The organism is Salinarimonas sp. NSM (assembly GCF_052380005.1).
Lineage (GTDB): Bacteria > Pseudomonadota > Alphaproteobacteria > Rhizobiales > Beijerinckiaceae > Salinarimonas.
On sequence record NZ_JBQTCJ010000038.1, the window covers coordinates 25,185 to 46,947 of the forward strand.

Sequence of the window (21,763 nt, forward strand, 5' to 3'; positions counted from 1 at the left end):
AATGTGTGATCAACACGAATTATGATGTGAAATAGGCCCGCGGGCCGTGCTGGGAGGATCCGACATGTCGTTCACCCGTCGAGACGTCATCAAGGCCGGAGCCGTCGCGGCCGCCGCAGCCGCCCTGCCCTTCGGCCTCGCGGCAACCTCCATCGCACAGGGCGCGCGCCCGCGGCTCGTGGTGATCGGCGGCGGGCCGGGCGGGGCGACGCTGGCCAAGTACGTGGCGCGCGACTCGCAGGGCGCGGTCGACGTCACGCTGGTCGAGCCCAAGGAGCGCTTCGCCACCTGCTTCCACTCGAACCTCTATCTCGGCGACTTCAAGGGCTGGGACGAGATCAACCACGGCTACGAGCAGCTCACCCAGGCCTACGGCGTCAAGCACGTGCGCCAGGCGGCGGCGGCGATCGACCGCGAGGCGAAGACCGTGCGGCTCGGCGACGGCTCGGACCTCGCCTACGATCACCTCGTGGTCGCCCCGGGCATCGACCTGGTCTACTCATCGGTCGAGGGCTACTCGGAGGAGGTGGCGGAGCGGCTTCCCCACGCCTGGCTCGCCGGCCCGCAGACGCAGCTCCTCAAGGCGCAGCTCGACGCGCTCGAGGACGGCGCGCAGATCGTCATGATCGCCCCGCCCAACCCCTATCGCTGCCCGCCCGGCCCCTACGAGCGCGTCTCGATGATGGCGCACGTGCTCAAGGCCAAGGGCCACACCCGCTCGCGCATCGTGATCCTCGACCCGAAGCCGAGCTTCTCCAAGCAGGCGCTCTTCTCGGCCGGATGGCAGCGCTACTACACCGGCATGGTCGAGTGGCAGGACCCCGACATCCATGGCGGCATCGGGGCGGTGGACGCCGCGTCGATGACGGTCGAGACCGGCTTCGGACCCTATGAGGCCGACCTCATCAACGTCATCCCGGCGCAGCGTGCCGGTGGCATCGCCGTCCAGGCCGGGCTCGCCGACGAGACCGGCTACTGCCCCATCCTGGCGGAGACGATGCGCTCCACGATCGACGACGCGATCACGGTTCTCGGCGACGCGACGATCGCGGGCGACATGCCGAAGTCCGGCTTCTCGGCGAACTCCCAGGCCAAGGTCGCGGCCAACGCCATCCGCGCCGCGCTCACCGGCTCGCGGCAGTTCCCGGCGCGCTACGCCAACACCTGCTGGAGCCTGATCGCGGACGACGACGCGGTGAAGGTCGGCGGGCGCTACGAGCCCAAGGACGGCAAGATCACGGCGACCGAGACCTTCGTCTCGCAGCTCGACGAGAGCGACGACCTGCGCCGCCAGACCCAGGCCGAGAACATCGGCTGGTACGAGGGCATCGCCGCGGACATCTTCGGATGAGCCCGCACGGTGGATACGGAGCCGGCGGGACCACGCGCCGGGCGCTCCTCGGCGCGGCTCCGCTCGCCGGAGCCGCGATCGCTCTCGGCCTCCAGCCCGGGATGCGCCTCGCCCGCGCCCGGGCGAGCGATACGGTCGCGCTCGGTGACATCCGTGTCCGGGTCGTCTCGGACGGCACCGTGGCGCTGCCCGTCTCCTTCACCCTGCCGGAGACGGACGGCGCCGATCTCGACGCGCTCTTTCGCGAGAACGGCATGGAGCCGCCGCGGGAGTTCGTGAACCAGACCAACGTCGTCCTCGTCGAGACCGGCGCGCGGCGCATCCTCGTCGACGCCGGCTCCGGCCCGACATTCCAGGCGACGGCGGGCCGGCTGACGGACGCGCTCGGCGAGATCGGCGTCGCGCCCGAGGACGTGACCGACGTCGTCTTCACCCACGGCCACGCGGACCACCTCTGGGGCGCCGTCGACGACTTCGAGGAGGGGCCGCGCTTTCCCAACGCCCGCCACGTGATGGGCGAGACCGAGCACGCCTTCTGGACCGATCCCACGACGCCCGACACCGCGCCGGATTGGCTGAAGGGCCTCGCGCTCGGCGCCGCGCGGGTGATCGGCACGCTCGGCGATGCGCTGGAGACCGCGGGCGACGAGGCCGAGCTCGCCCCCGGCGTGCGCTACGTCGCCACGCCGGGCCACACGCCGGGCCATGCCTCGGTCCTCGTCGAGAGCGGTGGGAGCCAGCTCCTCGTGGGCGGGGACGCGCTCACCAACGTGCTCATCTCGTTCCAGAAGCCGGGCTGGCCCCTTGGGACCGACCTCGACCGCGAGCAGGCGATCGCCACGCGCCTCGCGCTGCTCGACCGGCTGGCGACGGATCGCATCGGGCTCGTGGGGTTTCACCTTCCGTTTCCGGGAATCGGCTCCGTCGAACGACGAAATGGCGCATTCATCTTCGCTTCAGGATCTGGCGCGCTATAAAGGCTGGGCTGGATCAGCTCCAAGCTCGACCCACATGCCCGAAGAGAGAGGAAACCAGCCCATGCGTAAGATCGCCCTCGTCGCCGCGTCGTTCCTGATGCTCGGCGGAATCGGCTCCGCCCAGGCCCAGGACGCGGCCGCCGGTGAGCGCGTGTTCCGCGTCTGCAGCGCCTGCCACATGGTCGGCGAGAACGCCCAGAACCGCGTCGGCCCGCAGCTCAACGGCCTGTTCGGCCGCGAGGCCGGGTCCGTGGAAGGCTACCGCTACTCGCAGGCCTACGAGAACCTCGACAAGGTCTGGGACCATGAGAACTTCGCCGTCTACATCAAGGATCCGCGCGGCGTCACGCCGGGCACTCGCATGACCTTCGCGGGCCTGCGCGACGATCAGCAGGTCGCCGACCTGATCGCCTACCTCGATCAGTTCAACGCCGACGGCACGATGAAGTGAGGCCCCGGCGCCGCTCGGCGGCGCCGCCTCGCACGCTTCGGCGCGACCACGGGAACGGCGGCGGGCTCAATGGGCCCGCCGCCGTTCCGCTGTTCGGGACTGGGAACGTCCGGCCCTCGAAGAGCGACGTGCACACGCCTCCATCGGCGTTCGTGGACGCGCGCGCTCCCGCGCACGCTCAGCGAACCCCTGCGGTTCCGGCCCCGGGCCCGCTTCGCGACCCCGGGGTGACGGGCGGTGTCATCCTATTCCGCCGCCTGCGAGCGGCGGTCCTGCGCGTCCGAGAACTGCAGGCGGGCGAGGCGGGCGTAGAGACCGCCGCGGGCGACGAGACCGTCGTGGTCGCCTTCCTCGACGATCCGGCCGGCGTCCATGACCAGGATTCGGTCGGCGGAGCGCACTGTGGCGAGGCGGTGGGCGATGACGAGCGTGGTGCGGCCCTGCATCAGCCGGTCGAGCGCCTCCTGCACCGCATGCTCGCTCTCGGCGTCGAGCGCGCTCGTCGCCTCGTCCAGGAGCAGGATCGGCGCGTCCTTGAGGATGGCGCGGGCGATGGCGATGCGCTGGCGCTGGCCGCCGGACAGGGTGACGCCGCGCTCGCCGACGAGGGTGGCGTAGCCTTCGGGAAGCGCCTCGACGAAGGTGTCCGCGCTCGCGAGCCGCGCCGCCTCGCGCACCTGCGCCTCGGTCGCCTCCGGCCGGCCGTAGCGGATGTTGTCGAGCACGCTCACCCCGAAGATCGTCGGCTCCTGCGGCACGAGGGCGAGGCGTCGGCGCAGGGCGACGGGGTCGGCCTCGGTGACCGGCACGCCGTCGACGCTCACGCGACCGGCTTCCGGGTCGTAGAAGCGCAGGATCAGCTGGAGAACGGTGGACTTGCCCGAGCCCGACGGGCCGACGAGCGCCACCCGCTCGCCGGGCCGCAGCGCGAAGGAGACGCCCTCCAACGCCGGCGCCTCCGTGCGGGTGGGGTAGTGGAAGCGCACGTCCTCGAAGGCGACGGAGCCGAGCGGCGGCTCCGGCAGCGCGCGGGGCCGCTCGGGCGCGGTGACGCCCGGCAGCGCCTCCAGGATCTCGCCGAGCCGCTCCGCCGAGCCTGCGGCCTGCGCGAGCTCGCCGTAGACCTCCGAGAGCTGCCCCATGGCGGAGGCGGCGAAGACGGCATAGAGCACGAACTGCCCGAGTGTGCCCCCGGTCATCGTGCCCGCCAGCACCGCCTGCGCGCCGTACCAGAGCACGCCCACCACGCTCGCGGAGACGAGGAAGATCGCCGCCCCCGTGAGCATGGCGCGGGCGCGCACCGAGATCCGCGCCGCGTCGTAGGCCTCCTCCGCCGCGTGCGCGAAGCGCCGGGCGGTCTCGCGCTCCATGCCGAAGGCCTGCATGGTGCGGACCGCACCCACCGCCTCGGCGGCGAAGGCCGAGGCGTCCGCGAGCTTGTCCTGCGCGATGCGCGAGCGCCGGCGCACCTTGCGGCCCGAGACGATGATCGGCACGACGATGAGCGGCAGCGCCACGAGGACGAGGGCGGAGAGCTTCGGGCTCGTCCAGATCATCAGCGCGATGGCGCCGACGAGCAGCACGGCGTTGCGCAGCGCGATCGAGATCGAGGCGCCGAAGGCCGCCTTCACCTGCGTCGTGTCGGCGGTGAGCCGCGAGACGAGCTCGCCCGCCCGGCTCGCGTCGAAGAAGGCCGGGTCGAGCGTGGTGAGCCGCTCGAACACGGCGGCGCGCACGTCCGCCACCACCCGCTCGCCGAGCGTGATCACGAAGTAGTAGCGCAGCGCCGAGCCCAGCGCGAGGAAACCGACGACGATGACGAGCATGCCGAAATAGGCGCTGATCAGGTCGCCCTGCGCATCCGAGAAGCCGTGGTCGATCACCCGGCGCACGGCGAGCGGTACCGCGAGCGTCGCGACCGAGGCCACGACGAGCGCGCCGAGGGCTGCGGCGATGCGACCCTTGTAGCGGGCGGCGAAGCCGACGAGCGGCCTGAGCGCGCCGAGGTTGGCGCGCCCGCTCGTCCCGTCCCCCGGCTTCGTCCCCGCGCCCCCGATCTGGTCCGCCATGATGTTCCCGTTCCTCGGCGCTCAGGCCTCGCTTGAACTCGTCACGCCGCTGGGGTATAGCCCCGCGATCCCAGTCACTGGCTCGACATAACGTCGCAAGCCGTCGTCGTCACGCGGGACGCGCAGGCGACGGTGCGAGGAGGTTCAATCTATGCCCAAGGCCGCGACCAACCATCCGGATTACCACTTCATCACCGTCCAGATGACCGACGGTACGACGTACCAGACGCGTTCCACCTACGGCAAGGAGGGCGACACCCTCCCGCTCGACATCGACCCGAAGACGCATCCGGCCTGGACCGGCGCGTCGCAGGCGCTGCTCGACCGCGGCGGCCGCGTGTCGCGCTTCAACAACCGTTTCGCCGGGATGTCCTTCGGCCGCAAGTGAACGCGCCGCGACCTCGCGGTCGCGCGCCCCCGAGATCGCCCGCGTCTCCAGTCACGCGTGCGCGCCCCGGCCGTCCTGCGGCCGGGGTTTTCGCGTTCGCGGCTTCCGGCCCACGCGGCGGGGACGGGTGCGTGCCGCCCGCGCTTGCGCGTCTCCGTGCCGACTGCTAACCCTTGCGCGGGCGCCCTCGGCTCCCGTCCGGCCGCGCATGCCGGCTTAGCTCAGCTGGTAGAGCAACCGCCTTGTAAGCGGTAGGTCGTCGGTTCGAGTCCGACAGCCGGCACCATGCGCACGACGATCGCTCGTCCCGCCCGTGCCGCCTTCGGCGGCACCGCCGATCTCGGCGGCGCGGCCACACCGCGGCCGCCGCGAACCGGGCGCCATGGTTGAAATTAAATTCCTATTGCATTATCGACGAGAGAACTTCGGCTTCCGTGGGAGCAGGTCGATGGGTGCGGCGCGGGCGGCGGGCCTGGTCGGTGTCGTCGCTTTGGCATTCTCAATCTCGGGGTGCGCGACGATCACGCGCGAGGAATGCCGGGCCGAGGACTGGGCGAGCATCGGGCAGCGGGACGGCGCCGAGGGGCACGCGCCGTCGCGTCTCGAGAGCCATGCGCGGACCTGCGCGAACTTCAGCATTGTTCCCGATCCCGTCGCCTACCGCGCAGGCTGGGACGAGGGCGTGCTGATCTGGTGCACGCCGGAGAACGGTTTCCGGGGCGGGCGCGCGAACGAGGGGTATCACGGCCTGTGCCCGGCCGCGGTGGCGGGGCCGTTCCTGGAGGGCCGCTCGGTCGGCCAGCGTCTCGGCCTCGCGGAGCGCCGCGTCGCCTCGGCCGAGGGCCGGATCCGCGACTTCGAGCAGTCGCGCGAGCAGTTCCGCCAGCAGATGGAGCGCATCCGCAGCGACCGAGACCTCACCGCGGACGCGCGCCGCGACAAGCTCGACGAGATCCGCGACCGGCTGGACGACCTGCGCTGGGACATGGACCGGGCGCAATCCGAGCTGCGCCAGGCGCGCGTGGAGCTCGAGCCGGCACAGGCGGCGGCGTCCGCCTTCTTCGACCGACTCGGGCGACGCTGATGGGCCGCCGAACGTCGCCGCTTCCTGCTGTCGTTCTGAGCGCCGTCGCCGCGACGGCCGCCGCGACAGCCGTGCCGGCGCGCGCCGAGATCCCGGCCGCGCCGCTCTGCCCGGCCTCTCTCGGCGAAGGAATGGGCCTGCGATCGTTCTCGGTCTTCGCCGTCGCCGAAGGCACCCGCTTCGAGCTCGCGCCGGAGATCGATGGCGCCACTCTCGCCTGGGTCGTGCCGGCGGGCTCGCCCGACGCCATTGCCCTGTTGTGCTTGTATGAAGATGATGCAACCATGGAGGTGGTGCTGCCCGTGGGCCGCGGCCTCTCCTGCACCGTCGTGTGGGACGAGGCGGCGGCGCGCTACGCAGACGCGCCGCGCTGCACGATCGCGGAGGGTTCCTGATCCGCGCGCGGCGAGGCCCGTCGCGTGTGGGACGGCAGACGTGACGACTGGAGTCGGAGAATGTTCAAGCGATCCCCCATAATCGTCGGTACCGCGGCCTTCTCCGTCGTCATCGCCCTGTCCGGCGCGACGCTCGCCGCGGACCTGCCGGTGCGCACCGCGCCGGCGCCCGCGCCGACCGTGTCCGTCTTCTCCTGGACCGGCTTCTATGCCGGCGTGCAGGGCGGGTGGCTGTTCGGCGAGAACGAGACCACCCTGCTCGACGCCGGCGTGACGCCGATCCCGCTCCGTCCGCTCGGCATCGATCCCGAGAGCGATCTCGACGGCTTCGTCGGCGGCGCGCATGTCGGCTATCTCCAGCAGCTCGGCGGCTTCGTGCTCGGAGCGGAGGCGGACATCGAGTATTCCGGGGCGGAGAGCGACCTGCTCATCACCGACCCGACCGCACCGGGCTTCTCGCTCGGCGTGGCGACGGACGTGACCTGGCAGGGCTCGCTGCGCGCCCGCCTCGGCGCTGCCTTCGACCGCACGCTCGTCTACGCCACCGGCGGTCTGGCCTTCGCGCAGTTCGAGGACACGTTCAGCGCGTCCGTCCCGGTCGCCGTCGTCACGGGCGGCGGGCTCGTCCTCGCCGCCGGCACCTACCGCGAGTCGTTCGACCAGACGCAATGGGGCTGGACGGTCGGCGCCGGCGTCCAGCACGCCTTCACCGATCGGCTCAGCGGCCGCATCGAGTACCGCTATACCGACTTCGGATCGTACACGAACATGCTGCGGACCATCTCCCCCGGGGACGGCTACCGCAACGACGCGTACTTCCATGCGGTCAGGGCGGGCGTCAGCTACACGTTCTGACGCTACGCGAGGCACGAGACGCCATGGTGAGCCGCGTGCCCGGCCGGGCGCGCGGCACGCCTCAGTGCCGCATCCCCCGCTCCTTCGCCAACGCCGCGCGCAGCACGCGCCGCGCCGTCGCGGGCCCAAGCCGCTCGAAGGTGGCGCGGGCGTCCTCGGCGAGGACCTCGGGCAGGGCGCGGCCGAGCTTGGCGTGGATGAGGTGGTGCACCGTCTTCCAGCGGAAGTCGCAGGCACGGGCGATCACGAGGATCGGTGCGTAGGTCGAGGCGTGGAAGGCGCGCGCCACGAACTCCACGGGCACGCCCTGGAGGATGGCGATGACGCACAGCGCTTCCGCCGGCCTCCCGTCGAGCAGCGCGCCCAGCGCGTCGATCTCGGCGAGGCCGGTCTCGGCCGCGCGCTCCTGCATCGCCGCCATCGGCTCCGAGAACTGGCCGAGCAGCGTGCGCTTGTCGCCCTTCTCGGCGATCTCGGCGCCGACCCGCGAGACGAGCGCCTCGATCAGCTCCGGGTCGGCACCCGTTTCCCGCGACAGCGTATCGCGCACCCGCGCACGCGCCCGCGCCACGAGCGCGGCGATGCGGCCCGCGAAGGCGTCGTCGCGGGCCGCGAGCGCGCGCACGAGCGCGTCGTCGCTCTGCGCCCGCGCGACGAGGATCGCGGCGCCGTCCGCGGAGAACGCCGCGCCCGGGTTGCCGGCGGCGGTCGCCACGACGCGCCGCCCGCCGCGGTCGAGCAGGACGTCGGTGACCGCCTCCGGCACGCTCGGGCGCTTGGCGATGGCGCACAGATGCTCCTGGCCCTTGGCGCGAGCGATGGCCAGGAGCGCGTCGACGTCGAGACGCGTCGAGCGCTCGAGCACCGGGCCGGCGACGCGGATCTCGTCGTCGCTGCCGAAGGCGAAGACGACCTTGCGCGGCGCATTCGGGCAATCGGCGAAGCGCTCGGAGAGCGCCACGCGGGCGCGGAAGGTGATGTCGCCGACGAGCTTCTCCAGCACGTCGTCGAACAGCGCGACGTGATCCTCCGACAGGCTCGGCGCGCGCGCCAGGAACAGCTCGGCGACGCGCTCCGCCGCGCGTCCCCGTTCCGCGGCGTCGCGGGCGGCGAGGACGCCGTCGAGATCGGCGAGGGTCGAGCGGTCGACGGTCATGGGGCGGGCGGCTCCTTCGCGCCATGACCTTAAGGTACGATGGTTAACGCTTCGCGACCGCGATCGAGCGCCGTCGCACGTTCCGCCGCCACGCCAGGGACTTGGCCCGTACCGCCCCGCTCCGGCGGGTGGGATGCCCGGTCGCGGCGTCGCACCGAATTCACCGTCTCTTCAAGTATAAATAAAGGACTTTACCTGAGTAGAAAAACGTATAGAAGATGATCTTCGGTAACGAAGGGGAACTATACCATCGTAGCCGCGTGAAATGGCCGGATAAGAACGGCTCCTTTCAGTAAAAATGCCGAGCCGTCGCCTCGTCGCGACGCGATCGCGCTCGCCTTGCGGAGGAGAGTCACATGGAACGTCGTCAGTTTCTCAAGGGGGCCGCTCTCGCCGGCGGAGCCGCTGCGGCGAGCACGCTCGCGGCTCCGGCCATCGCGCAGGAGCGCATCGAGTGGCGCCTCGTCACGTCCTGGCCGAAGGGCCTGCCGGGCGCCGGCACCGGCGTCGACCGGCTCGTCGAGCGCATCAACACCATGTCTGGCGGGCGCCTTCACATCACGACCTTCGCCGCGGGCGAGCTCGTGCCGGCGCTGCGCTGCATGGACGCGGTGATGGACGGCACGGCCGAGATGGGCCACGACGCCTCGTTCTACCATCACGGCAAGGACGCCGCCTTCTCGATCTTCTTCGCCGTGCCCTTCGGCATGACGGCGCAGGAGCAGTTCGCCTGGATCAACTTCGGCGGCGGCGCCGAGCTGTGGGACGAGCTGAACGCGCAATACGGCATCGTCGCCTTCCCGGCCGGCCAGACGTCCGCCCAGTCCTTCGGCTGGTTCAAGCGCGAGATCAACACGATGGCCGACTTCCAGGGCCTGAAGATGCGCATCCCGGGCCTGGGCGGCGACCTGATCCAGCGCGTCGGCGGCTCCGCGGTGCTGCTGCCCGGCGGCGAGATCTTCGCCGCGCTCCAGTCCGGCGCGATCGACGCGGCCGAGTTCATCGGCCCGCTCAACGATCTCGCGCTCGGCTTCCAGCAGGTCTGCAAGATCTCCTACGGCCCCGGCGTGCAGGAGCCCGGCGGCATGATGCAGATGATGGTCAACCGCGCCAAGTACCAGGAGCTGCCCGCCGACCTCCAGGAGATCATCAAGGTCGCCTGCTGGCAGATGCACGAGGACATGAAGGTCGAGTACGACTACGGCTCGGGCCGCACCATGGAGACGCTGCGTCTCGAGCACGGCGTGCAGTTCCTGCGCCTCAACCGCGAGGTGCTCGAGGGCCTCGGCAAGGCCGCGGGCGAGATGGTTCAGGACATGTACGACAACGGCAACGACTACATGCGCCGGGTCTGGCAGTCCTACTTCGCCTCGCGCGAGAACACCTCCCGCTTCCTGCGCTTCAACGAGCAGGCCTTCCTCAACGCCCGCACCCTGGACTTCGCCTTCCCGGCCCGCGGCTTCGGCTGAGCGCGGCATCGATCGCGACATCGGCCCGGGCACGCCCACCCGCCCGGGCCCGCCTTCGCCCCCGCGACCGCCGTCGCGGGGGCTCTTTCGTCTCAAGCCTGGACGCCGCGTGCCTCGGGATGGTTCGCCCGCAGGCCCCGTGCCGCGCAGGCGACCGTGCGTGCGACCCGCTCGGCGCGGGTCCCGGGCCGCTTCGCCTGGAGGATCCATTCGAGGATCGCCCGCCTCGATGAGCGCGGGAACCCGTCGAACGTCGCGCGCGCCCGCGGGTCCGCGGCGAAGGCCTCGACGAGATCGGCCGGCGGTTCCAGACCGTCGATCTCGGCGAGCCGGTAGAAGCTGCCGCCGGCCTTCGCGGCCTCGATGACGGCGAGGCCCGGCGGTGTGATGCGCCCTTCCGCCATCAGGCGCGCGACCTTCTCGCGGTTGACCTTCGACCAGGCGCTGCCGGGCTTTCGCGGCGAAAGGCGCAGCATCGTGCGCGTCTCGTCGAGCTCGCGCGGCAGGCTGTCGATCCAGCCCCAGCACAGCGCCTCGTCGACGATCTCCGGCCAGGGCACGTGCGCGCCGCCATCGGACTTGCGGGGGAGGACCACCCAGACGCTCTCGCGGCGCGCATGATTCTCTGCGAGCCAGTGCGCGAGCGCCTCCCGATCCGGGATCTCGACCCGCTCGTGATGCTCGCCGGACCGTTTCCCCTCACGCTCGGCCATCGCGCGCCCCCCCTTGTCGGTGCGGAAGCCTACCGCACGCGACGCCGGGAGGAGAGACGCCTCACAGGAACTCGTCCGCCTCGCTGTCGTCGAAGGGCAGCGGCGCCGGGGCGGGGGCGGGACCGCCCTCGATCGTCGCGGCGGCGGGCTGGCGGAAGAAGTAGTTCGGCAGGAAGGTGGCCAGCGCCTGCCATTGCCAGACCAGCACGAGCACCGCAATCTGCATGACCACGAACGGGATCACGCCGCGGTAGAGCATGGTCGTCGCCACTTCCTTCGGCGCCACGCCGCGCAGGTAGAACAGCGCGAAGCCGAAGGGCGGGGTGAGGAAGGACGTCTGCAGGATCAGCCCGATGAGCACGCCGAGCAGGATCGGGTCGACGCCGAGGATGATCAGGATCGGCGCGGTGATCGGCACGACGATGAAGACGATCTCGAACGTGTCGAGGAAGAACCCGAGCACGAACATCATCGCCATCACCGCCATGACGGCGCCGATCTGGCCGCCGGGCATGGCGGAGAGGAAGTCCTGCACGAGGTCGTAGCCGCCCATGCGGGTGAAGACGAGGGCGAAGGCGGTTGCACCGAGCAGGATGATGAAGATCATCGAGGTGATCGTCATCGTCGCGCGGCAGGTCTCGTCCATCGTGCCGAGGAAGCGGGTGCGCAGCTTCGTCGAGGCCATCACCGGCACCAGCGCCGCGAGGATCGCGCCGACGAGGAAGGTGAGCAGCCAGAAGGCGCCGCCGAGGACGCCGATCGCGAGCAGGAGCGCGAGAAAGCCGATCCAGAACCAGAACAGCTTCTCCTCGTGGTCGACCCCGTCGTCGCCGTGGACGGCGCGCTCGGCGAGGAGCTTGATGAGGCAGAGCAGGATCGCGCCGAGCGAGCCCACCGAGGCGGATTCGGTCGGCGTCGCCACGCCGCCGACGATCGAGCCGAGGACGGCGACGATGAGCGCGAGCGGCGGGATCAGCGCCACGACGACGCGCCGGCCGAGCGTCGCCTTCTGCTCGGGGGTCATCACGATGGCCGGGGCGCTCTTCGGGTCGACGATGGCGCGGAACAGGACCCACAGCGCGTAGAGGCCGGCGAGGATGATGCCCGGCAGGAAGGCGCCGACGAACAGGTCGCCCACGGAGACCGTGTCCGGCGCGAAGTTGCCGAGCTCGGCCTGCGCGGCGGCGTTGGCGCCCTGCAGGATGTCGGCGGTGAAGATCAGCACCGTCGAGGGCGGCAGGATCTGGCCGAGCGTGCCGGCGGCACAGATGACGCCGGTGGCGAGCTTCGGGTCGTAGCCCGCCCGCAGCATGGCCGGCAGGGCGAGGAGGCCCATCGCCACCACGGTCGCGCCGACGACGCCCGTCGAGGCGGCGAGGAGCGCGCCGACGAGGACGACCGAGATGCCCAGACCGCCGCGCAGCGCGCCGAACAGCTCGCCCATCGTGGTGAGCAGGACCTCGGCGATCTTCGAGCGCTCGAGCACGACGCCCATGAAGACGAAGAGCGGCACCGCGATCAGCACGGGGTTGGTGATCACCCCGAAGAAGCGCGTCGAGAGGGCCTGGAGCAGGTTGGCGTCGAACGCGCCGACCCACCAGCCGAGGAGCGCGAAGATCATCGACAGGCCGCCGAGCGTCCAGGCGACGATGTAGCCCGAGAGCAGCACGACGAGGATGGAGAAGAAGAAGACGACGGCGAGGATCTGGCCGGCGATGGCGGGATCGAGCATGGCGCGCCTCCTCAGCCGTGCGAGAGCCGGGGCGCGAACTCCTCGCGGCCCTTCAGGACGAGGAGCGAGCGGGCGACGAGCGCACAGCCCTGCAGGAAGGTGAGCGCCACGAACACCACGAGCGCGCCCTGGAGCAGCCACCAGTTCGGCAGCCCGCCCTCGTTGGGCGAGCCCTCGTCGGCGAGCCAGCCGTTCCAGAAGAAGCGCCAGAACGACCAGGCGAGCACCGCCAGGAAGGGCATCAGGAAGACGAGCGTGCCGAGGATGTCGACCGTGGCGCGCCCGCGGGGGGGCATGCGGCCGTAGAAGATGTCCACCCGCACGAAGCCGCCGACCATCATCGTGTAGGCGCCGCCGAGCACGATCACGAGCGCGTGCTGCCAGACGTAGGCTTCCTGGAGCCAGATGAAGTTCGTGTTGAGCGCGTAGCGCGTGTAGACGGTGGCGAAGCAGACGAGCACCGTCCCGAGCGTGAGCAGCGCGACCGCGCGCCCGACGAGGTCGTTGACGCGCTCGACGGCGCGCACGAAGGCGATCAGCGCAGGCATGGACGCAGGGATCCCCGTTATTCGTATTTGTGCGTAGCCCGTTATCGGGCGGGGAAACGCGGCTGTCTACTGGTTTTTCGTAGGGTGAACCGAGAAAAAGGGAAACGTTTTACCGGATTAGAAGCGTGAATTCGGGTGCAGGATTTCACCGGTAAAGTCTGTTCAAAGTAAAGTATCGATCGACTCGACCGTGCGGGCGGGGTCACGCATCCCGCAGGAGCGCCCGCACCTCCGGCGGCAGCGCGAAGGCCCCCACGTGCACGTCGGGCGCGTAGTAGCGCGTCGCGAGCCCCGCCGCGACGTAGCGTTCCCGCAAGACGGCGGCGTCGCCAGGCGCGAGGTCGGCGTCCGAGGCGAAGCCGAGCGCCATCGGGCCGCCGGTATAGGTCGGCACGGCGGCGAGGTAGACGGTCGCGTGCGCGAACAGCCGCGAGCGCACCCGATGCGCCGCGGCGACCTGCGCGCCCTGGAAGAACGGCACCCCCGCCTGGGTGACGAGCACGCCGCCGGGCGCCAGGCGGCGCGCGCAGTCGCGGTAGAAGCCCTCGCCGAACAGGGCCGCCGCCGGGCCGACGGGATCGGTCGAATCCACCACGATCACGTCGAAGCGCCGGTCGGTGTCGCGCACGAAGGCGAGCCCGTCGCCGACGACGATCTCGGCGCGGGCATGGTCGAAGGCGTCCCCGCACACGAAGGGCAGGTGGGCGCGCGCGGTCTCGATCACCCGCGGGTCGATCTCCACGAGCGTGACCCGCACGCCCGCGTGCCACAGGAGCTCGCGCAGCGCCCCGCCGTCTCCGCCGCCGATCACCAGCGCGTCGCGCACGGCGCCGTGGGCGAGGACGGGCACGTGCGCGATCATCTCGTGGTAGACGTGGTGGTCGCGCTCGGTGAGCTGGATCACCCCGTCGAGCGCGAGCACGCGGCCGAAGGAGGCGTTGTCGAAGACGACGAGCTCCTGCAGGTCGGTCTTCTCGTAGTGCACCAGCCGATCGACCCGGAAGCTCTGCCCGAAGCCGTCGTGGATCGCCTCCGCGAAGCTCAGCACGGGATCATCCCGCGCTTGTGCTCCGCGAGCTGGATGCGCGCCGGCGCGAAGGCCTCGCGCAGCACCGCGATCGCCGCGTGCGGGCGCGCGTCGCCGCACATGAAGATGTCGATCGCGGCATAGGCCCTCTCCGGCCAGGTGTGGATCGAGATGTGGCTCTCCGCCAGCACCGCGACCCCCGAGATCCCGCCGTTGGGCGTGAAATGATGCAGGTCGATGGCGAGCAGCGTCGCCCCCGCGGCCTCGGCGGCGCGCCTGAGCGCGTCGTCGACCGCCGGCAGGTCGTCGAGACGCGAGGCCTCCCACAGATCGACGATCAGGTGCGTGCCCGCGAAGCGCAGGCCGTCCTTCTCGACGAAATGATCGAGGCTCACGTCGTGCCGGGTCGCGTCCGGCTCGGTTCCAACCGCCGCAGCGATCGATGGATCGTCGATCGTGTCCCGCTGCGCGGCGGAAGTCCGATCGGTGCTCACCTCTTTGGTTCGAACGCCTGCGTCATGCAGGGTGAAGTCCATCCCCAATTCGGCGAGGCGGGTGTCTTTGCGCATCCCGTGCCCCTCCAAGACCAGCAGATGAACCCAGCCAGCTGTCGTGTCGCTTTCGGGTCAGGGGTGGGGTTTTGGAGGTTATGTGCGGGGAGATCAAGGGCGCGGGGGTGAATCGTTCATCCGACGAGCCGCTCGATCTCCTCTGAGCGCTTCGTGATGTAGCGGCGTGCCTGCGCCGCGAGGTTCACCTCCAGCGTCGCGGCGGCGGTCTCGCGCAGGCCTGCGCGAGACGCGTCGCCACGAGCGCGCTCGAACCAGCCGAGGAGGTCGGCGAGATGCCACAGCGACGAGGTGCCCTCGTGCACCGGCAGCGGGAAATCCGCGTGCGAGAGCATCAGCTTGCGCAGGTTCTGGCGGGTCATGCCGAGCACCTCCGCGGCGTCGGCCAGGCCCACGAGGTCCGGCTGGGCCTCGATCAGGACCGCGTCCGGCACGGCGCGTCGCACGTCCGCGAGCGCCGTGCGCAGCGCCTCCGTCGCGCCCGCGGCTTCGCGGGTGAAGGCGAGAGCGAGCCGGCCCGCCGTGCCCGTGCCGACGAGCGCGTCCGTGCAGCCCGCCTCGCCGAGCCGCTCGACGAGGGCGTCGAGGTCCGTCTCGTGAGCCGGGAGGCGATACTTCAAGGTGAACTCGAACGCATCGATCGTCGTCATCAGTCGTCTCCGACACCATCGCCCAGATTGCGCATGCAGCCTTCGACCACACGCCGGATGTGACGCGCATGAGCGCTCGCGTTGCGCGGAGTGGTCCAGACGCTGGCGATGCAGAACTCGCCGCAGCGGCATTCTTCGTCGTCGTACGGGCAATAGATCTTGCCCCAGGCATGGCTTCCGCCGAGGCTGATCCGCCGACCGTTGTCTTCCGCGAAGCGGAGCGCCGCCTCGATCTCCTTGTCCGGGTGACGCCGCCGAGCCATCGCCGCCTTCCTGATCGCCGCACGGTCCGTCATGGACGCCGAGTTGTCAAGTGACAACTCGGCTCTCGGGGACGGCTCCTCCGCGCCGCGATGCCCCGTTCCTTATCCCCGCGCCAGCCGCTATCCTGCGATGATGACCAGCGCCACGGAACGCGACCCCACCATGCGAAACGCCATCCGCCTCCTGCGCAACGGCTCGGTCCGCGAGATCCGCGACGTCCATCCGCGCACCACGCTGCTCGACTGGCTGCGCCTCCAGGAGCGGCGCACCGGCACGAAGGAGGGTTGCGCGGAGGGCGATTGCGGGGCGTGCACCGTGGCGCTCGGCCGGCTCGTCGAGGGCCGGCTGGTCTACGAGCCGGTGAACGCCTGCATCCTGCTCGTCGGCCAGTGCGACGGCGCGGACGTGGTCACGGTGGAGGACATCGCCGCCGACGGGGCGCCGCACCCGGTCCAGGAGGCGATGGTGGCGCATCACGGGTCGCAGTGCGGCTTCTGCACGCCGGGCATCGTGATGAGCCTGTTCACGCTCTACGAGGAGGGGGAGCGGCCGGTGGGGCGCGCGGCGGTGAACGACGCGCTCGCGGGCAACCTGTGCCGCTGCACCGGCTACCGCCCGATCGTCGACGCGGCCCTCGACGCCTGCGCGCAGCCGCGCGACCGCCGCTTCGAGACGCATCGCGAGGCGGCGGCCGCCGCCCTCGCCGAGATCGAAGCCGACGAGGCGGACCTCATCCTCGGCGACGAGAGCCGCTTCTTCGCCGCCCCCGCCTCGGAGGAGAGCCTCGCCGCGCTGCTCGCCCGCCACCCGGACGCGACGATCGTCGCCGGCGCCACCGACGTCGGGCTGTGGATCACCAAGGCGTTGATGGAGATCGAGAAGATCGTCTGGCTCGGGCGCGTCGCCTCCCTGCGCACGATGCGCTCCACGCCCGAGACGCTGACGCTCGGCGCGATGGTCTCCCACGCCGACGCCCATGCGGCGCTGGCCGCGATCGACCCGGACCTCGGCGAGCTGATGCGCCGCTTCGGCTCCGTCCAGGTGCGCGCGTCGGGGACGGTGGGCGGCAACATCGCCAACGGCTCGCCCATCGGCGACCTGCCGCCGGCGCTGATCGCGCTCGGCGCGACGCTCGAGCTCGCGGGCGCGACGGGCACGCGCACGCTGCCGCTCGAGGACTTCTTCCTCGCCTACCGCGAGCAGGATCGCCAGCCCGGCGAGTACGTTCGCGCGGTCACGGTCGAGAAGCCGCGCAAGCACGACGTCTTCCGCTGCTACAAGGTGACGAAGCGCTTCGACGAGGACATCTCGGCGGTGATGGGCGCCTTCCGCGTCCATCTGGAGGGCCGGCGGATCGTGCGCGCCCGCATCGCCTTCGGCGGCATGGCGGCGACGCCGAAGCGTGCGCCGCATGCGGAGACCGCGCTCGCCGGGCTCGACCTCGACGACGAGCTCGCCTGGGCGCCTGCCCTCGACGCGCTCGCGCGGGACTACCGGCCGATGTCCGATCACCGCGCGTCGGCGGACTACCGGGCGCTGGTGGCCCGGAACCTGCTCTTCAAGGCGCTGGCGGAGATCGCCGGGGACGAGGGCCTGCGCATCGCCCCGCGTTCCTCAGGCCGAGCCGCCGCAGAATGATCGCGCGTTCCGTCGAGAGCTTCAGAGCATGAACATCCGCCACGATCCCGACGACGCTACCCCCGACGGCGGGGAGCCGCTGCGCCACGTGCGCAAGCCGCTGCCGCACGATTCGGCGCGCCGCCACGTCCAGGGCAGCGCCGACTACATAGACGACGTGCGCGAGCCCCAGGGCACGCTGCACATCGCCATCGGCCTGTCGCCGAAGGCGCGCGGGACGATCCGCGGCCTCGACCTCGCCGCCGTGCGCGCCCACCCCGGCGTCGTGCGCGTGCTCACCGCCGCCGACGTGCCGGGCGAGAACGACGTATCCCCGGCCGCCGGCGACGACCCGATGTTCGCGACCGATCGCGTCGCCTTTCATGGCCAGGCGCTGTTCGCGGTGCTCGCCGAGACCCGCGACGCCGCCCGCCGCGCGGCGGCGAAGGCGGTGGTCACGATCGACGAGGAGCGCCCGAGCGTTACGATCGAGGACGCGCTCGCCCGCGCCGAGACCGTGCTGCCGGACTACGGCTTCGGCCGCGGCGAGGTGGAGCCGGCGCTCGCCGCCGCGCCGCATCGTCTCGAGGCGTCGATCCGCATCGGCGGCCAGGAGCATTTCTACCTGGAGGGACAGGCGGCGCTCGCCACCCCCGGCGAGGAGGGCGACATCCACGTCCTCTCCTCGACCCAGCACCCCACGGAAGTGCAGCACGTCATCGCCCGCGTGCTCGGCCTCCCGGACGCCTTCGTCACCTGCGAGGTCCGCCGCATGGGCGGCGGCTTCGGCGGCAAGGAGAGCCAGGCGACGCAATGGGCCGCCATCGCTGCGCTGGGCGCGCACCTGACGAGGCGCCCCTGCAAGGTGCGGCTCGACCGCGACGACGACTTCGTCCTCACCGGCAAGCGCCACGACTTTCGCAGCGACTTCCGCGTGGGCTTCGACGCCGAGGGCGTGATTGCGGGCTTCGCCGTGACCCACAACGCGCGTTGCGGCTGCTCGGCGGACCTGTCCCAGGGCGTCGTCGACCGGACGATGTTCCACTCGGACAATTCGTACTACCTGCCTGCCGTGCGGATCGACACCCGCCGGCTCCTCACCAACACCGTCTCGAACACCGCCTTCCGCGGCTTCGGCGGCCCGCAGGGCATGCTGATGATCGAGCACGTGATGGACCGCATCGCCTGGGCCACGGGCCGCGATCCGCTCGACGTGCGCTACGCCAACCTCTATCGCCCCGGCCGCGACGTCACGCCCTACGGCCAGGCCGTGGAGGAGACGGATACGCTGCGCGCACTCGTCGAGACGCTGGAGCGCACGAGCGAATACCGCACGCGGCGCGCGGGGATCGCTGCGTTCAACGCCCGCTCGAAGGTGCTCAAGAAGGGCATCAGCCTCACGCCGGTGAAGTTCGGCATCTCCTTCACGCTGATGCACCTCAACCAGGCCGGCGCGCTGGTGCACGTCTACCAGGACGGATCGGTCCACCTGAACCACGGCGGCACCGAGATGGGTCAGGGGCTCTATCAGAAGATCGCCCAGGTCGTGGCGGAGGAGTTCGGCATCGCCATCGAGCGCGTGCGCATCACCGCGACCTCGACCGGCAAGGTGCCCAACACGGCGCCCACGGCGGCCTCCTCGGGCACCGACCTCAACGGCATGGCGGCGAAGATCGCGGCGGGGACGATCAAGGCGCGCATGGCGGCCCGCGCGGCCGAGCGCTTCGGCGTTTCCCCCGAGGAGGTGGCCTTTCGCGACGACCGCGTCTTCGCGGGCAACGAGAGCCTGACCTTCGGCGACCTCGCGCGCGACTGCGTGATGCACCGCGTCCACCTCTCGGAGGCGGGCTTCTACAGGACGCCGACCATCTCCTGGGATCGCGCCAAGGCCGAAGGCCGGCCTTTCCTCTACTTCGCCTTCGGCGCCGCCTGCTCGGAGGTGCTCGTGGACACGCTCACCGGCGAGTACAAGGTGACGCGCGTCGACATCCTTCACGACGTGGGCCGGCCCATCAACCCGGCGATCGACATCGGCCAGATCGAGGGCGGGTTCGTGCAGGGGATGGGCTGGCTGACGACGGAGGAGCTGGTCTACGACACGGGCACCGGGCGGCTGCGCACGCACGCGCCCTCGACCTACAAGATCCCGGTCGCCTCCGACGTGCCGGAGGACTTCCGCGTGGCACTCTTCCCCAACGCGAATCGGCAGGAGACGATCTACCGCTCGAAGGCCGTGGGCGAGCCGCCGGTCATGCTGGCGAACAGCGTCTTCTGCGCGCTCGCCGACGCGGTGCACGCGCTGGCTCCGGGCGAGCCCGTCCCGCTCGACGCGCCGGCGACGCCGGAGGCGGTGCTGCGCGCCTGCGAAGCCCTGCGCGGCAACCCGCTGCCGCCGCGCGACGTGGGGTGACCGAGGGTGACGAGCGCCTACGCCCGTCTCGCAGGCCTCGTCGCCGCCCACGGCGCGGCGGCGCTGGTGCGCGTCGCCGCCGTGCAGGGCTCCGCCCCGCGCGAGGCCGGCGCCGCGATGGCGGTACGCCCGGACGGAGCCTTCCACGGCACGATCGGCGGCGGCGAGCTCGAATGGCGGGCGCTGGCGGAGGCCCGCGCCGCCCTGGCGGAGGGGCGGGGTCCGCTGCGGCGGCTCGACATGGCGCTCGGGCCGGATCTCGGGCAATGCTGCGGCGGGCGGGCGGTGGTGACGGTCGAGACGTTCGACGAGCGGGATCTGGACGCGCTGCGGACGATGGCGCAGGCGGATGCGGAGGGGCTGGCGTTGACGGCCCGGCTGGGCGCGGATGGACGGGTGGCGCGGGCGCTCGCGACGGGCGCGACGCAGTTCCCCTCTCCCTCGTGGAGAGGGGCTAGGGGTGTGGGGCGTCGTGCGGGGCTCGACCATGGCCAGAACGAGCATGCCGCCGAGGCAGCTCGTCCTCCACGTCGCGATCGTCCTGCACGCCCCACACCCCCGGCCCCTCTCCACGAGGGAGAGGGGAGGGCCGGCATGGACGGCGCGCCTTCCTCGCAGACCGATGGCCGCGTCTGGCTCGAGTCCACCGGCCCACTTCCCACCCCGCTCCTCCTCTTCGGCGCCGGCCATGTCGGGCGCGCGCTGGTGCTGGCGCTCGCGCCGCTGCCCTTCCGCGTCCGCTGGATCGACGGGCGCGCCGACGCCTTTCCCGCCCACGTGACGGCGAACGCCACGGCGATCCACACCGACGAGCCCGGCCGGGAGATCGCCGACGCGGCGCCCGGCGCCTTCGTGCTGGTGATGACGCACTCCCACCCGCTCGACATGGCGCTCACGGCCGCGGCGCTTGCGCGCGACGAGCTTCCCTATATCGGCCTCATCGGCTCCGCGACGAAGCGGGCGCGCTTCGAGAAGCGCTTCCGCGAGATCGGCCTCGCCGAGGCCCGCATCGCCGATCTCGTCTGCCCGATCGGGCTCCCCGGCATCCGGGCCAAGGAGCCCGCGATCATCGCCGCCGCCACCGCGGCCCAGCTCCTCCAGGCCCGCGAGCACGCGCTCGAAGCCGCACGCGACGGACAGACCGCATGACGACCACCGACGCCGACCGCCGCTTCCTCGCCCGCGCGGTGGCGCTCTCGCGCACGCACATGGAGAGCGGCGCCGGGGGACCCTTCGGCGCGGTGATCGTGCGCGACGGCGCGATCCTGGCCGAGGGGTGGAACGAGGTCACCTCGTCGAACGACCCGACGGCCCACGCCGAGGTCGTCGCCATCCGCCGCGCCTGCGCGGCGGTGAGCGATTTCAGCTTACGCGGCGCGACGCTCTACACGAGCTGCGAGCCCTGCCCGATGTGCCTCGCCTCGGCCTTCTGGGCGCGGGTCGACCGCATCGTCTACGCCAACACCCGCAGCGAGGCGGCGGCGATCGGCTTCGACGACGCCTTCATCTACGACGAGATCCCCAAGGACCCCGCCGCCCGCGCGCTCCCGGCCGAGCACCTGCCGCTCGAGGAGGCGAAGGCGGTGTTCCGGGCGTGGATGGAGAAGGCGGACAAGGTGGCCTACTGAGCGTCTACCCGCGCCTGGACGAGCCGCATCACGGCAGCGATCGTCTCCACCGGCCGCTCGATCGCGACGAAGTGCCCGTCCGGCAGGCGCGCGAGCGGCAGCGAGCGGGCGTAGCGCGCGCTCCAGGCGGCGACGTCGGCCTCGGGCGTCGGGTCCTCGCCGGCCGCGATCGGCAGAACGGTCGTCGCACGGGGCGGACCCGGGCAATGGACGTGCGCCTCGTCGAGCGCGAGGTCGTGTCGCAGGGCGTCCGCGACGAGGTGGGCGAGGTCGGCGGGCGCGTCGCGGGGCGTGCCGTAGCGGGCGGCGAGGCCGAGGATCATCTCGCGGGCCGGCAGATGCGCCAGCGGCGGCGTCGCGCGGGGGCGGTGCGGCGCGGGGCGCGCGGCGAGGGCGACGCCGACGAGCGG

Annotated in this window: 22 protein-coding genes and 1 tRNA gene; 13 read left to right on the plus strand and 10 right to left on the minus strand. The window is 71.5% G+C overall.

Annotated features, from left to right (window positions below):
* Positions 1 to 64: 64 nt before the first annotated feature.
* The 3 genes from ACTZWW_RS14315 to ACTZWW_RS14325 all read left to right on the plus strand — a co-directional run bounded on the left by ACTZWW_RS14315 (position 65) and on the right by ACTZWW_RS14325 (position 2,779).
* On the plus strand, positions 65 to 1,351 hold the full coding sequence (locus ACTZWW_RS14315) for an FCSD flavin-binding domain-containing protein (RefSeq protein WP_444781641.1): 1,287 nt from the start codon (positions 65 to 67) through the stop codon (positions 1,349 to 1,351).
* Positions 1,348 to 2,328 carry an MBL fold metallo-hydrolase gene (locus ACTZWW_RS14320; RefSeq protein WP_444781642.1) on the plus strand — a complete coding sequence of 327 codons (981 nt, stop codon included), beginning with the start codon at positions 1,348 to 1,350 and terminating at the stop codon, positions 2,326 to 2,328. The genes ACTZWW_RS14315 and ACTZWW_RS14320 overlap by 4 nt, the downstream gene beginning before the upstream one ends.
* Positions 2,329 to 2,389: 61 nt before the next feature.
* The gene (locus ACTZWW_RS14325; protein ID WP_444781643.1) at positions 2,390 to 2,779 is read left to right on the plus strand and encodes a c-type cytochrome; all 390 of its coding nucleotides are present in this window, start codon (positions 2,390 to 2,392) and stop codon (positions 2,777 to 2,779) included.
* Positions 2,780 to 3,024: 245 nt separating this feature from the next.
* Here ACTZWW_RS14325 and ACTZWW_RS14330 read toward each other — a convergent pair whose 3' ends face one another.
* On the minus strand, positions 3,025 to 4,848 hold the full coding sequence (locus ACTZWW_RS14330; protein ID WP_444781644.1) for an ABC transporter transmembrane domain-containing protein: 1,824 nt from the start codon (positions 4,846 to 4,848) through the stop codon (positions 3,025 to 3,027).
* 151 nt (positions 4,849 to 4,999) lie between these two features.
* Between ACTZWW_RS14330 and rpmE the strand changes: the two genes are divergently transcribed.
* The 5 genes from rpmE to ACTZWW_RS14355 all read left to right on the plus strand — a co-directional run bounded on the left by rpmE (position 5,000) and on the right by ACTZWW_RS14355 (position 7,570).
* A complete protein-coding gene (gene rpmE, locus ACTZWW_RS14335; protein WP_444781645.1) occupies positions 5,000 to 5,236 on the plus strand; it encodes a 50S ribosomal protein L31 in 237 nt (78 codons plus the stop codon).
* Positions 5,237 to 5,446: 210 nt separating this feature from the next.
* Positions 5,447 to 5,522: transfer RNA gene (locus tag ACTZWW_RS14340), tRNA-Thr, on the plus strand.
* Positions 5,523 to 5,684: 162 nt separating this feature from the next.
* On the plus strand, positions 5,685 to 6,320 hold the full coding sequence (locus tag ACTZWW_RS14345; protein ID WP_444781646.1) for a DUF2799 domain-containing protein: 636 nt from the start codon (positions 5,685 to 5,687) through the stop codon (positions 6,318 to 6,320).
* Positions 6,320 to 6,715 (plus strand): hypothetical protein, encoded by a 396-nt coding sequence (locus tag ACTZWW_RS14350; protein ID WP_444781647.1) that lies wholly within the window; start codon positions 6,320 to 6,322, stop codon positions 6,713 to 6,715. Before ACTZWW_RS14345 ends, ACTZWW_RS14350 begins: the two co-directional genes overlap by 1 nt.
* A gap of 60 nt (positions 6,716 to 6,775) precedes the next feature.
* Positions 6,776 to 7,570 carry an outer membrane protein gene (locus ACTZWW_RS14355; protein ID WP_444781648.1) on the plus strand — a complete coding sequence of 265 codons (795 nt, stop codon included), beginning with the start codon at positions 6,776 to 6,778 and terminating at the stop codon, positions 7,568 to 7,570.
* A 61-nt stretch (positions 7,571 to 7,631) separates the two neighbouring features.
* Here ACTZWW_RS14355 and ACTZWW_RS14360 read toward each other — a convergent pair whose 3' ends face one another.
* Positions 7,632 to 8,726 carry a DUF2336 domain-containing protein gene (locus ACTZWW_RS14360; protein ID WP_444781649.1) on the minus strand — a complete coding sequence of 365 codons (1,095 nt, stop codon included), beginning with the start codon at positions 8,724 to 8,726 and terminating at the stop codon, positions 7,632 to 7,634.
* Positions 8,727 to 9,082: 356 nt separating this feature from the next.
* On the opposite strand from ACTZWW_RS14360, the gene ACTZWW_RS14365 reads away from it, so the two are divergent.
* Complete coding sequence (locus ACTZWW_RS14365; RefSeq protein ID WP_444781650.1) at positions 9,083 to 10,195, plus strand: TRAP transporter substrate-binding protein; 1,113 nt, start codon at positions 9,083 to 9,085, stop codon at positions 10,193 to 10,195.
* A gap of 92 nt (positions 10,196 to 10,287) precedes the next feature.
* Here the strand turns inward: ACTZWW_RS14365 and ACTZWW_RS14370 are convergent, their stop codons facing one another.
* The 7 genes from ACTZWW_RS14370 to ACTZWW_RS14400 all read right to left on the minus strand — a co-directional run bounded on the left by ACTZWW_RS14370 (position 10,288) and on the right by ACTZWW_RS14400 (position 15,730).
* Positions 10,288 to 10,908: a YdeI/OmpD-associated family protein gene (locus ACTZWW_RS14370; RefSeq protein WP_444781651.1), complete on the minus strand. Its 621-nt coding sequence runs from the start codon at positions 10,906 to 10,908 to the stop codon at positions 10,288 to 10,290.
* Positions 10,909 to 10,969: 61 nt separating this feature from the next.
* On the minus strand, positions 10,970 to 12,640 hold the full coding sequence (locus tag ACTZWW_RS14375) for a TRAP transporter large permease (protein WP_444781652.1): 1,671 nt from the start codon (positions 12,638 to 12,640) through the stop codon (positions 10,970 to 10,972).
* 11 nt (positions 12,641 to 12,651) lie between these two features.
* Positions 12,652 to 13,188: a TRAP transporter small permease subunit gene (locus ACTZWW_RS14380; protein WP_444781653.1), complete on the minus strand. Its 537-nt coding sequence runs from the start codon at positions 13,186 to 13,188 to the stop codon at positions 12,652 to 12,654.
* Between the two features lie 202 nt (positions 13,189 to 13,390).
* Complete coding sequence (gene speE / locus ACTZWW_RS14385; protein ID WP_444781654.1) at positions 13,391 to 14,236, minus strand: polyamine aminopropyltransferase; 846 nt, start codon at positions 14,234 to 14,236, stop codon at positions 13,391 to 13,393.
* The gene (gene speD / locus ACTZWW_RS14390; RefSeq protein WP_444781662.1) at positions 14,230 to 14,751 is read right to left on the minus strand and encodes an adenosylmethionine decarboxylase; all 522 of its coding nucleotides are present in this window, start codon (positions 14,749 to 14,751) and stop codon (positions 14,230 to 14,232) included. Before speD ends, speE begins: the two co-directional genes overlap by 7 nt.
* 149 nt (positions 14,752 to 14,900) lie before the next feature.
* Positions 14,901 to 15,434, minus strand: coding sequence for a helix-turn-helix transcriptional regulator (locus ACTZWW_RS14395; protein ID WP_444781655.1), 534 nt, complete (start codon positions 15,432 to 15,434; stop codon positions 14,901 to 14,903).
* Complete coding sequence (locus ACTZWW_RS14400; RefSeq protein ID WP_444781656.1) at positions 15,434 to 15,730, minus strand: hypothetical protein; 297 nt, start codon at positions 15,728 to 15,730, stop codon at positions 15,434 to 15,436. Before ACTZWW_RS14400 ends, ACTZWW_RS14395 begins: the two co-directional genes overlap by 1 nt.
* Positions 15,731 to 15,860: 130 nt before the next feature.
* Here ACTZWW_RS14400 and xdhA point away from each other — a divergent pair, with 130 nt between their 5' ends.
* Genes xdhA through ACTZWW_RS14420 form a run of 4 tightly spaced genes read left to right on the plus strand, consistent with a single transcriptional unit; the run spans position 15,861 to position 21,353 of the window.
* Positions 15,861 to 17,336, plus strand: a complete 1,476-nt coding sequence (xdhA, locus tag ACTZWW_RS14405; protein WP_444781657.1) for a xanthine dehydrogenase small subunit — start codon at positions 15,861 to 15,863, stop codon at positions 17,334 to 17,336.
* Positions 17,337 to 17,364: 28 nt separating this feature from the next.
* Positions 17,365 to 19,725, plus strand: a complete 2,361-nt coding sequence (xdhB, locus tag ACTZWW_RS14410) for a xanthine dehydrogenase molybdopterin binding subunit (RefSeq protein ID WP_444781658.1) — start codon at positions 17,365 to 17,367, stop codon at positions 19,723 to 19,725.
* A gap of 6 nt (positions 19,726 to 19,731) precedes the next feature.
* Positions 19,732 to 20,874, plus strand: a complete 1,143-nt coding sequence (gene xdhC, locus ACTZWW_RS14415; RefSeq protein WP_444781659.1) for a xanthine dehydrogenase accessory protein XdhC — start codon at positions 19,732 to 19,734, stop codon at positions 20,872 to 20,874.
* Positions 20,871 to 21,353 carry a nucleoside deaminase gene (locus tag ACTZWW_RS14420; protein ID WP_444781660.1) on the plus strand — a complete coding sequence of 161 codons (483 nt, stop codon included), beginning with the start codon at positions 20,871 to 20,873 and terminating at the stop codon, positions 21,351 to 21,353. The genes xdhC and ACTZWW_RS14420 overlap by 4 nt, the downstream gene beginning before the upstream one ends.
* On the opposite strand, the gene ACTZWW_RS14425 is transcribed toward ACTZWW_RS14420, so the two are convergent.
* Positions 21,347 to 21,763: hypothetical protein (locus tag ACTZWW_RS14425; protein ID WP_444781661.1), on the minus strand; the 417-nt coding region annotated here is incomplete at its 5' end. The genes ACTZWW_RS14420 and ACTZWW_RS14425 overlap by 7 nt on opposite strands.

Coding starts and splice junctions, on each gene's coding strand:
- ACTZWW_RS14420 (WP_444781660.1), top strand. CDS start 20,871: ATGACGACCACCGACGCCGACCGCCGCTTCCTCGCCCGCGCGGTGGCG.
- ACTZWW_RS14330 (WP_444781644.1), bottom strand. CDS start 4,848: ATGGCGGACCAGATCGGGGGCGCGGGGACGAAGCCGGGGGACGGGACG.
- ACTZWW_RS14380 (WP_444781653.1), bottom strand. CDS start 13,188: ATGCCTGCGCTGATCGCCTTCGTGCGCGCCGTCGAGCGCGTCAACGAC.
- xdhB (WP_444781658.1), top strand. CDS start 17,365: ATGAACATCCGCCACGATCCCGACGACGCTACCCCCGACGGCGGGGAG.
- ACTZWW_RS14355 (WP_444781648.1), top strand. CDS start 6,776: ATGTTCAAGCGATCCCCCATAATCGTCGGTACCGCGGCCTTCTCCGTC.
- ACTZWW_RS14400 (WP_444781656.1), bottom strand. CDS start 15,730: ATGACGGACCGTGCGGCGATCAGGAAGGCGGCGATGGCTCGGCGGCGT.
- ACTZWW_RS14345 (WP_444781646.1), top strand. CDS start 5,685: ATGGGTGCGGCGCGGGCGGCGGGCCTGGTCGGTGTCGTCGCTTTGGCA.
- ACTZWW_RS14370 (WP_444781651.1), bottom strand. CDS start 10,908: ATGGCCGAGCGTGAGGGGAAACGGTCCGGCGAGCATCACGAGCGGGTC.
- speD (WP_444781662.1), bottom strand. CDS start 14,751: ATGGACTTCACCCTGCATGACGCAGGCGTTCGAACCAAAGAGGTGAGC.
- ACTZWW_RS14395 (WP_444781655.1), bottom strand. CDS start 15,434: ATGACGACGATCGATGCGTTCGAGTTCACCTTGAAGTATCGCCTCCCG.
- rpmE (WP_444781645.1), top strand. CDS start 5,000: ATGCCCAAGGCCGCGACCAACCATCCGGATTACCACTTCATCACCGTC.
- ACTZWW_RS14315 (WP_444781641.1), top strand. CDS start 65: ATGTCGTTCACCCGTCGAGACGTCATCAAGGCCGGAGCCGTCGCGGCC.
- xdhA (WP_444781657.1), top strand. CDS start 15,861: ATGCGAAACGCCATCCGCCTCCTGCGCAACGGCTCGGTCCGCGAGATC.
- ACTZWW_RS14360 (WP_444781649.1), bottom strand. CDS start 8,726: ATGACCGTCGACCGCTCGACCCTCGCCGATCTCGACGGCGTCCTCGCC.
- ACTZWW_RS14350 (WP_444781647.1), top strand. CDS start 6,320: ATGGGCCGCCGAACGTCGCCGCTTCCTGCTGTCGTTCTGAGCGCCGTC.
- ACTZWW_RS14325 (WP_444781643.1), top strand. CDS start 2,390: ATGCGTAAGATCGCCCTCGTCGCCGCGTCGTTCCTGATGCTCGGCGGA.
- ACTZWW_RS14365 (WP_444781650.1), top strand. CDS start 9,083: ATGGAACGTCGTCAGTTTCTCAAGGGGGCCGCTCTCGCCGGCGGAGCC.
- ACTZWW_RS14320 (WP_444781642.1), top strand. CDS start 1,348: ATGAGCCCGCACGGTGGATACGGAGCCGGCGGGACCACGCGCCGGGCG.
- ACTZWW_RS14375 (WP_444781652.1), bottom strand. CDS start 12,640: ATGCTCGATCCCGCCATCGCCGGCCAGATCCTCGCCGTCGTCTTCTTC.